Genomic DNA, 9,668 nt, shown 5'->3' with positions numbered 1-9,668 from the left:
ATAACTGTAAATTTCAAGTTTGCCACAAAGGTATATTTATATTAAATCAGCGTCAAGGCGGAAAATAGGACGTTTACCTTCATTAAGCACCATGTCCCGATTTATGCGAATTTCCTCTATAGATTTATCCTTAAATGAGTTACATATATCTTTCACAACACTGCCATAACCTTCTTTGGGCTTAGAACAAAGCTTTGTTAGGGCATTTCGAAATGCCTGAATGGAATAAAAAACAAGCACAACAATTATAAGCTATTGATTAAACCAACCAAATTCCTATAATCATTATTTTGAGGAAGTGAAACAATAAATATTCTAATATCATTCCCTATCTCCTGCAAATCATCAATGCCATTTTTAAAATTCTTCAAATCGGTTTTTATACCGGAATAAAAATGGGATGTTCGATAAGTTGTATATAATCCAATCAGATTCCGAATTAGCTTTTTATACATATCAGCTATCTGAGAATAGTCTTCTTTTGTTAATTGAGAGAAATTATCATGAATCAAATCATAAAGTTCAGCTATAGATTTATTCAAACTACGTATGTTTTTCTGAATATCTAAAATTATATCCAAATAAGTATCAATAGCCTTATCCATAGCCTTTTTATTCATTGCCGATTCCGTTTGAATAGCAACAATATTATCTTTAATGACTTCAACACAACACATTATATATCTTCCCTTTCTAATACCAATTAGATTTTGTTAAATAATTGATTTTGCAAATATAACAATAGACTATAAATAGTCAATATAAATACCGGCAAAACATTGATTATTTAACCTTTTGCTATATTATTGGTTATCAACAATGATTTTTATACAAAAGAAATCACTTCCTCTAAAAAAGAAACAAATTTATCCGCTAACAATTTCCTTGAGAAATTAGCTTCTGCAAATGCCCGAGCTCTTTGCCCACACTCTGCTCTGTATGTATCATCGTCCAATAAAGAAATCAAGCCTTCGGCAAAAGCATTTGCATCTTTAGAAGGAACAACAATCCCTAACTTATTTTCTTGAATCATATCAGCAAGCCAACCTGGATAATTGTTTAAGACAGCCAATCCTGAAGATATATAATCAAAAAACTTATTAGGTGAAGTTCCATAGTAAAAAGCCGGAACATCAGCTAATACCATCAAACCCAAATCTGCTGATGCAACAACTTTATTTAGTTCCTTCTTAGGCATCGGATTATAAAAACGACAATTATCCAATTGCTCTTTTCGAGCTCGTTCCATCAAATGCGGTTTCATTTTACCGTCTCCTATAAATGCCAACACAATATCCGTCCGTTGCTTTGCCTTCAGCACTGCAGCAGCATCCAACACTGCGTCCAAACCATTAGCAATTCCATGTGCACCAGTAAAAACCGCCACTTTATCTGTTTTGGAAATGCCCTCCAACGAAAGATTATCACGTGAAGATGGCTTGAATATCTCCAAATCACACCCGTTCGGAATCATCGAAATACGCTTGCCCGACTGGCTCCTTCTTTTAATTCCTTCACAAATTCCAGGAGAAAGACCAACACAAGCATCCGCGCAATGATAACTCAACCACTCCAAAATATTCATCCCCCACAATAAAAAAGGATTCTTCATACCTAAGGCCTTAGGTAATTCAGGCCACAAGTCACGAACTTCAAAAATAAATTTTTTCTTCCGGAACAACTTCATTACTATGCCTGGAATACCGGCTGTCAAAGGAGTAGAAGTCGCAAACAACAAATCATAATCTTCTTTCAATGCTATTTGAATACCCTTCCATCCAAACTTCACGAAAGTCCATGCCCTTTTGGCGATGCCATCCTTATTAGAGTAAGGCAAAGCTATCTGAATCACATCTATACCATCGACCATTCCTCTATGAACATTTTTCATCGTTGTGTTCGGCAAATCCAGCTTGGCCGTTTCACCACAAACCACGCAAACAGAATGACCTCTGGCAACCAGATGTTTTGCCAATTCATAAGAACGTGTCCCCCCCGCTTGGGTGGGAATGGTAAAATGTTGATGGAAATAAAGTACTCTCATCTTATATAAATTGAAGGATTGTTTTTATCGAGCTATTTTTAGTCTGAAATTCGATTTGCCTACATTTAGTCGTTTGACCATAATAATTAGAACATAATTGTTCTGTATCAATAGTTTCACCGTTTGATTCCAAACTAAGATTATCCTTATTTGTATGCCATAATTGACGCATATTCATATTTTTGGGGTTACCATCTATACAATCTTCTATCTCCCACTTACATGTGTTTTTCCATTTTACAATCTTTCTATAATGTTTTATTTCCTTATTCAGATAAGTAAAACAAGAAACTTTTCCTTCAAATATATAAACATCCTCTGTTTCTTTCAACGAACTCCACTCTGCTTGCGACCAATTATACCAAATAAATCGATCTCCTTTCAACATTTGGTCATGTCCTTCAAGCATTATTGTATTATGAGATTCCGTACCCATAAAATATCGAAGTAACTTCTCTGTTGTATTGTATTTATAACTACCCCCATCAAACAAACAATTCTCTCCCTGATACCAAATATCCAAATGCAGATTATCCGCATGCGCAGGTCGGTCCTTATGTCTTCCACATCTGATAAAAGAAAAAGTATCCTTTTCACGAATACAATAATATCCTCCCTTATCAAAAGAAATGCAACCAAACTGTTTTTTTATTGGTGGATACATCTGTCGGTTTGCTTTCCACTCGCACAAATACCATTCTCTATCCTCATACTGCCGGTCATACAAATGTTCAGAAGTAAGCAAATAATGTAACGCATCGAGTTGAGGACGATAATCACGATAATCGCAATCATTAAGTTTAAAAAACAAAGCTCCATCATTTGAGCCATAATTGGGTAACCGACCGGTCGAATCATCCTGGCACTGATACAAAAAATTCACAGACTGATAAGCACGTTTATATACTTCATCACAAAACCGCTCCCCATTTCTGTCTGCCAGAGTAATGGCCCATGTCAAAAGCTGAACCACTACCCGATGATAATTCATACTGAATTGCAGATAAGTACCATCTTCTGCCACCTGGTATTTTATCTCCTGCTCAAACCATTTTTTCCCTTTCTTTTTCCACTCTCCAGATTCTGGAAATTGAGGAAATAACAGACCTATCAGATACAACGCCAACGTTTCCGTTATTGCATGATTATTACGCACTGCAATCCGGGAAAAATTTATATTTGCACGTACATGCTTCATTTGCCAATAAACAGACTGAATGATTAGCTTAAAAATATCTTCCGTCAATTCAACCGAATCTTTATAATAATAAAGTGCGAATAACCAATTCAATACACGCAAAGATATTTCCTGACTACATTTATAATTAAGTCCACAATTAAGTGGGTTTTTATGAATCCAGTCCTCTATTTGAGAGAATACAAAAGACGCATGATTTTCACCAGACTTTTGATCATAGCGGATAATGTCATAGAGAAAAGAAAAACGGGACTTTTCCCATACATACTTTATATCCCCTGCTTCAGGCACAATATCCTCTACTGTCGTCCAGTGTACATTCGCGTTATATTTATAGTTCGTATCAGGGTTTGTCAGCCAGTCATAATCCGTTCCAAGGTTGTACCAAACGGCAGAAAAGAAGCAATATTCACCGCGCTTCATTCTATTGACTCTCTCTGAAAGTACCCTACTATCAGTATGGGTCAATTTCACGCTCTTTCTACTTGAAAAGAAAAAGGGTTTTGCGTGCTTTCTCCAATCCGTCAATGACAAATATTCTTTATCCTCCCAAGAAATAGGGTATGCTCTTTTCAACATTCCCCCTTTACGGCGTATTTCATACTGGATACGAAACAAAAAGTACTTTATTCCCATGTTATGAAATAACTGAAAATAAAGAAGAAGTTTATTCATAAGGAACACAGAATTATTCAATCTCAATCCACTTGTTCTGCTTCAAGCTATCGATACAAGCAAACGATGCCTTGGCTGTATTTACAATAGAGTCAAATGGAATTAAAGCTTCTCCTCCGTTTTGTATTCTATCATTCAATAAAGCAAATTGGGTAGTATGTCCTTTATCCATGCCTTTTTTCATTTTAGAGAATCCTTTGCAACCATACCCTTTCAGTTCTCTCCAATTGTCAAGAACCAGCGTCTTTTCTTGTGTATAGATTTCTATTCTCTCTTTCGAATAAGACTTGCTACCATTAGCAAAATAGTTTATCACGGCATTCGCCCCATTCTCATATCTTAGCAAAATACTCGCATTATCCGTATTCTCTTCAGGGTTTTCCCCCATTGCATTCATACATACGGCAACAACCTTACTGTCTGCGAAAAATGAGCATAAATCAATAAAATGGCAAGCCTCACCAATAATACGTCCTCCTCCCACTTTCAAATCATGCACCCATACTTCAGACGGTATAAATCCGGCATTCATAGTTGCCACAATATTTTTCACTCCGCTTCCGGAAAGCTGTTTCATTTTCACCGCGAAAGGAGAAAAACGTCGGTTATACCCCACAGTCAATGTTACTCCATTCTTTTGTGCTTCCCGATAAGTTTCAGTAATCTCATTCAATTCCATTTGATTCAAGCACAACGGCTTCTCCACAAATACATGTTTCTTTGCTCGTAATACATCCAGCACCATTGAAGCATGAAGATTATGACGGGTTGTAATCATTACCAAATCCACAGCCTCATCTTTCAAGATTTCCTTGTAATCAGAAGTTGCTTTCATGGCACCGGCCTTTTGAGCCAAAACTTTAGCAGACAAACCTTGCGCACTCGCAATATACCGAATATGCGCTCCTGCTTTCGTCAAAGCAGGCAGCATCGTTGCCGATGTAAAGTTTCCGGCGCCAATAATGCCTATTTGTCCTTTTGTTGCTGAAAAGTCAGCAGAAGCAACCTCAACTATCGTATTTCGTTTTGCATCAACGGGATATTTCAAGATAGAAGCGATAGAACCATGTTTACGCATGTCCCCATATATCTTTTCATAATCCTTCAAATCCACTTCTTCAGTAATCAATGATTTCACATCAATATTTCCCATGGATATTGCCTGCAAAACAGTCTCGAAATTTCTTTTTTCTGTCCAGCGTACAAAAGGTAACGGATAATCTATTCCTTTATTTTCGTAATCTTCATCATAACGTCCCGGACCATAGGAACAAGAAACCTGGAATGATAACTCCTTTTTATAAAAATCATCCCTACGAATATCCAATCCTATTACACCTACAAGCACGATACGGCCTCTTTTCCTTGACATCTCAGCCGCTTGGTGAATCACTTCATCTGTTTTAGCAGAAGCAGTAATCAATACAGCATCAGCTCCATGTGAATATGTTTCTTCAAGCACATATTTTACAGAATCTGTTCCTTTAGCAGGATTTACCCCTATCACTCCTTTAGTACGGGCTAATTCCACCTTTTCTTCATCAAAGTCAACTCCTATAACTTTACATCCGTTCGCCTTCAATAGCTGCGCCGTTATCAGTCCAATCAACCCTAACCCGATTACAACAACGGTTTCTCCCAGTTGCGGATTCAACAAACGAATACCCTGCAAACCTATAGACCCAATTACAGTAAAAGCAGCTTCTTCATCCGAAACATTTTCCGGTATTTTAGCTACCAAGTTTTTAGGTACACAAACATACTCGGCATGTTGTCCATTAGATGCCACACAATCACCCACCTTAAATTCTGTAACTCCATTTCCTACAGCAACCACTATACCAGAGTTACAATACCCTAAAGGCAATGGTTGTCCCAATTTATTAAAAACAGCCTCCAATGTAGGTTGTAAACCATCTGTCTTTATCTTATCAAGTACTTGCTTTACTTTATCTGGTTGTTGACGGGCCTTGTCTATCAAATTTGCCTTTCCAAACTCGACAAGCATACGTTCTGTCCCTAAAGACACTAAAGAACAAGATGTTTTAACCAAGACATAACCTGATTTTACCTGAGGAACCGGAACTTCTTCAAGTACAGTCCTCCCTAATTTCATATCTTGAATTATTTGCTTCATGATTAATTTCCTTTATAACACCTTCTAATACTCAACAGAATCTATTTTAATGCAAAATCAATAATATTATTATACAGATTTGTATATATCCCATAATTGTGAAACCGTACTATCTACAAAAGAGGCATTTCTAATTTGAGATTGATTATGATTCTTATAGAAAGCTAAAACTTTTTCCTCCAAATCTTCGTAATTCCTATTTTTAAATAAAATAGCTTCACTAGGCCTTTTGCAAACATCACTTGCTATAGCAGGAGTACCACAATACAGAGCTTCCTTTACAGAAATGCCTTCTATATCAGTATATGTAGGTCTGATAAACAAATCAGATAATTTCCAAACCTCAAATCCATTAGGCATTTCTTTTTGTACAACTAAAATATTATCGTCAATATTCATTTCTTTTATCAAAGAAAGGCATCTCTGATAATATTCCATATCTCCAATCATTGGTAAACAAAAAACAAGCCCTACATTAATACCTTTCTCTTTCAAAGATTTCACTAACTGTATCAATAAATCAAAACCATATATATCAATGCCATTTTCATAACGTAGCTTATAAGCATTTGCTGAAAATAAAAAAGAATGTTGCTTCCTAAAAAGTAGTATTTCATTACTTAATCCTAAATATTCGGATTGGGTCGGAGGCAAAAAAGCAGGAAGTATATGGAATTTATCATTTGAACATCGAAAGTACGAACATAACTTTACTGAATAATTATCATCATTTAAAATAACAAAAGCCGCATTTTGAAGAAAAAGCTGAATAATTTTTCTTTTAATATAAGAGGTTTCCCTTATCAGATTCTGATTATGTAATGTAACGCCAACCTTATGTCTTCCTCCTAACAGAAGAAATAAAGCAAATGCAGAAAGATTATTGGAATGTAAATGAATCACTTTCTTCTTTCTAAAAGGTAAAAGAAGAAACTCCATCCAAGGATAAGACACGCGTTTTACATAGGAAATATCAGGTACATGTTTCCCAAAATTACGCAATATTATAGAAGAATCCAATTTATGCAAATTATGAATCAATCTATATATATGAATGGAAACTCCACCAATTGGAGGAGGATATGTTCCCCAAAGTTCAACCTTCATCACTTACGATACTATTTACAAGATCAACCATATCAATACTATTATATAATTGATAAGATGATTGAGAATATCCCTCATAATCAGAATCAATTTTAAGTATTGCTTCACTAATTTCTTTTGCAGATAATGACCGCAAACAAACCCCTGCTTTGTTTTGATAAAAAGCCATATTCAATGCTGGTAAATCATTGGCAACCATTGGAATTCCAAATTTAGAATATTCATAAAGCTTATTCGGAGCACAATACAATACATTAATTGCATGATTAATAGGAACTCCATTTACTATATACACAAGTATTCCTATATGTGCCAATTTGGTTATTTCTAAATGCAAAGGAGGGGCTAAAAATGGCAAAAAAACTATTCTATCACTTTGATATTTATTTTTTAACTCATCATATAAAGAAGTTCCTCCCCCCATAAGAAACAAGACATAATCATTTGGCAATAAATTTACAGCCTCTATAAAATCATCAACTTTTCTTTCAGCAATAAAAATACCTTGATACAATATAATTTTCTTGTTCTTGTATTTTGCTACTATTTCCTGTATAGAAAGAGGCAATACTACCGATTCCTCCGATTGTTTATTATAAGGTTTATTGGGCAATATATAAGGTAATTTTTCTAAGTTATAAATAGCCTTAGTGATATGAGCCCTATTATACTCACAGCAAATAATTTTCTTCGACTTCTTTAAATTATCCTCAAAAGAAGAAAAAGGATTTAATAGTTTGTATGCCCATTTTTGTGATGGATTCTTAAATTCAAACAAATGAGATATCGTATTATAACGTTCTAATACACCAGAAAATAGACTGACTGTTTCAGAATGTAACAACCACAAAAATGTATTTTTGGAGCTATACTCAGTTTTCAATACTTTCAATACTTGCTTTCGATATTTCCACTGTTGAATTATTCGTTGCATTCCATTTCCACCATACAATGGTGTCTTATAGAATTTTACATGATTTTTTTCTATCAATGCCCTTTCAATGGCCACATTCGAACAACCACCGATATATACTATTTCATAATTTAATTCCGACAATATGTTACATATAGATATCACTGGTGGAAATAACTTGATATCATATATCATTGTTAATATTACTTTACTTTTCATCTCTTAAAACTATTTAAAACAATCAATATAACAATTCACAAGCATTTGAAATCTTTATGTTAGATTCTTTTATTGCATAACAAGGCCATTTCCAATTATTATAACATAACTGCACTACAAAATGAGCAATAAGAATTCCCCATATTCCCCAATCTGTATATTCCAATAGTACTATAGCTAATCCTACCCCACTTATTGCAGAAATCAAGTAAGGAAAAACATATGGAAGTTTATTAGAAGTAGAAATATATGAAACAAACAAAGATTGATTAGATTCCAAAAATACATATAAAGAAACAAACAACAACAATGAATTTCCCAACATTACATTAGGCTTTATATACTCAATTATAGGGATTCCTATAATAAAAAGTAATAATAACATCATTATATAACTGACAACATATATAAACCATGTTTTAAACAAGAGTCTATTTCTCAATTTTACATCTCTCGTAACTTGCGCTGCATTCAATTTTGGTAAATTAGTAGTAAAATAAATCAATGAAACTGATGAAATTATAGTCAAAATTTGTATTGCTAGTGCATAAGCAGCCGTTTCAGATAAATCAATATATAAAGAACATAAAATTGTATTAGACTGGATAATAAGATAACGTGAGATCATTACAATACCCTCTCTCCAAGAATTATGCCAGATAACATCCAAAATTCCAACGTCAAATACATTTTTTTGCTGCGTTCCAAAACTTTCCTTTTCAAATTTACTTAATGCAATTCCTAAATATATACGTAAGCATACGCCTGAAAGAAAAAAAGAAAAAGCTACTGCAAAAAGTCCATATCCCAAATACAAACCTATATAAGCAAAAATAATTTGCGTACATTTAGAAAGCAGCATTGCTTTATTAATACTAATAAAATCACCTATCCCTCGAAAAAAAGCGTGATAATAACCATACAATATATTTATGAATGACGCTATAGAAAAAATAATCCAAGAACATAACACCTGCCTATAAGGCAAAGTCTTACTAATTACAGTAACATAATAAGAGCCTACAGTTATTAATAAAATAAAAACAAATAAAGATAGAAATAAATACAACCTACGAGATGCTATCAATAATTTCAATAATAGTTCAGCATTCATTTCGGTATGGACTGCTGATACAATTCCGCTTTTCTTAAGAGAATCAGCGCCTGCATATGCATAAGTAACAAAACGAGCAATTTGAGGAGAGAAACCAAAATCAACCATTGTTACAAAAGTTCCAACACTCATAAAAACATACCATAATCCAAGCTCTTCCCCACTTAAATACTGCAAGATAATAGGTAATAAAAATATATTTATAGACAAAGAGCTTCCATAACCGATATAATTCCATAAAAGATTCTTATTGCAGTTCAT

General features: G+C 34.2%; 7 protein-coding genes. All 7 read right to left on the bottom strand.

The features are described 5' to 3' along the window. Positions 1 to 245: 245 nt before the first annotated feature. Positions 246 to 620 carry a hypothetical protein gene (locus M1B78_RS02320; RefSeq protein ID WP_176468297.1) on the bottom strand — a complete coding sequence of 125 codons (375 nt, stop codon included), beginning with the start codon at positions 618 to 620 and terminating at the stop codon, positions 246 to 248. 206 nt (positions 621 to 826) lie between these two features. Continuing rightward, the gene (locus M1B78_RS02315; RefSeq protein WP_257939784.1) at positions 827 to 2,044 is read right to left on the bottom strand and encodes a glycosyltransferase family 4 protein; all 1,218 of its coding nucleotides are present in this window, start codon (positions 2,042 to 2,044) and stop codon (positions 827 to 829) included. 1 nt (position 2,045) lies between these two features. Then, a complete protein-coding gene (locus M1B78_RS02310) occupies positions 2,046 to 3,917 on the bottom strand; it encodes an alginate lyase family protein (RefSeq protein ID WP_257939783.1) in 1,872 nt (623 codons plus the stop codon). 13 nt (positions 3,918 to 3,930) lie between these two features. After that, positions 3,931 to 6,054, bottom strand: a complete 2,124-nt coding sequence (locus M1B78_RS02305) for a bi-domain-containing oxidoreductase (RefSeq protein WP_257939782.1) — start codon at positions 6,052 to 6,054, stop codon at positions 3,931 to 3,933. Positions 6,055 to 6,123: 69 nt separating this feature from the next. Beyond that, positions 6,124 to 7,161 (bottom strand): glycosyltransferase family 4 protein, encoded by a 1,038-nt coding sequence (locus tag M1B78_RS02300; protein ID WP_257939789.1) that lies wholly within the window; start codon positions 7,159 to 7,161, stop codon positions 6,124 to 6,126. Further along, complete coding sequence (locus tag M1B78_RS02295) at positions 7,151 to 8,293, bottom strand: glycosyltransferase (RefSeq protein ID WP_117588525.1); 1,143 nt, start codon at positions 8,291 to 8,293, stop codon at positions 7,151 to 7,153. The genes M1B78_RS02300 and M1B78_RS02295 overlap by 11 nt, the downstream gene beginning before the upstream one ends. 22 nt (positions 8,294 to 8,315) lie before the next feature. Then, positions 8,316 to 9,668 (bottom strand): O-unit flippase-like protein, encoded by a 1,353-nt coding sequence (gene wzx, locus M1B78_RS02290; protein ID WP_117880978.1) that lies wholly within the window; start codon positions 9,666 to 9,668, stop codon positions 8,316 to 8,318.

The organism is Bacteroides muris (ex Fokt et al. 2023), from assembly GCF_024704895.1.
Lineage (GTDB): Bacteria > Bacteroidota > Bacteroidia > Bacteroidales > Bacteroidaceae > Bacteroides > Bacteroides muris.
Note: the sequence above shows the minus strand (reverse complement) of the source record. Positions and strands in the feature narration are given on the sequence as shown.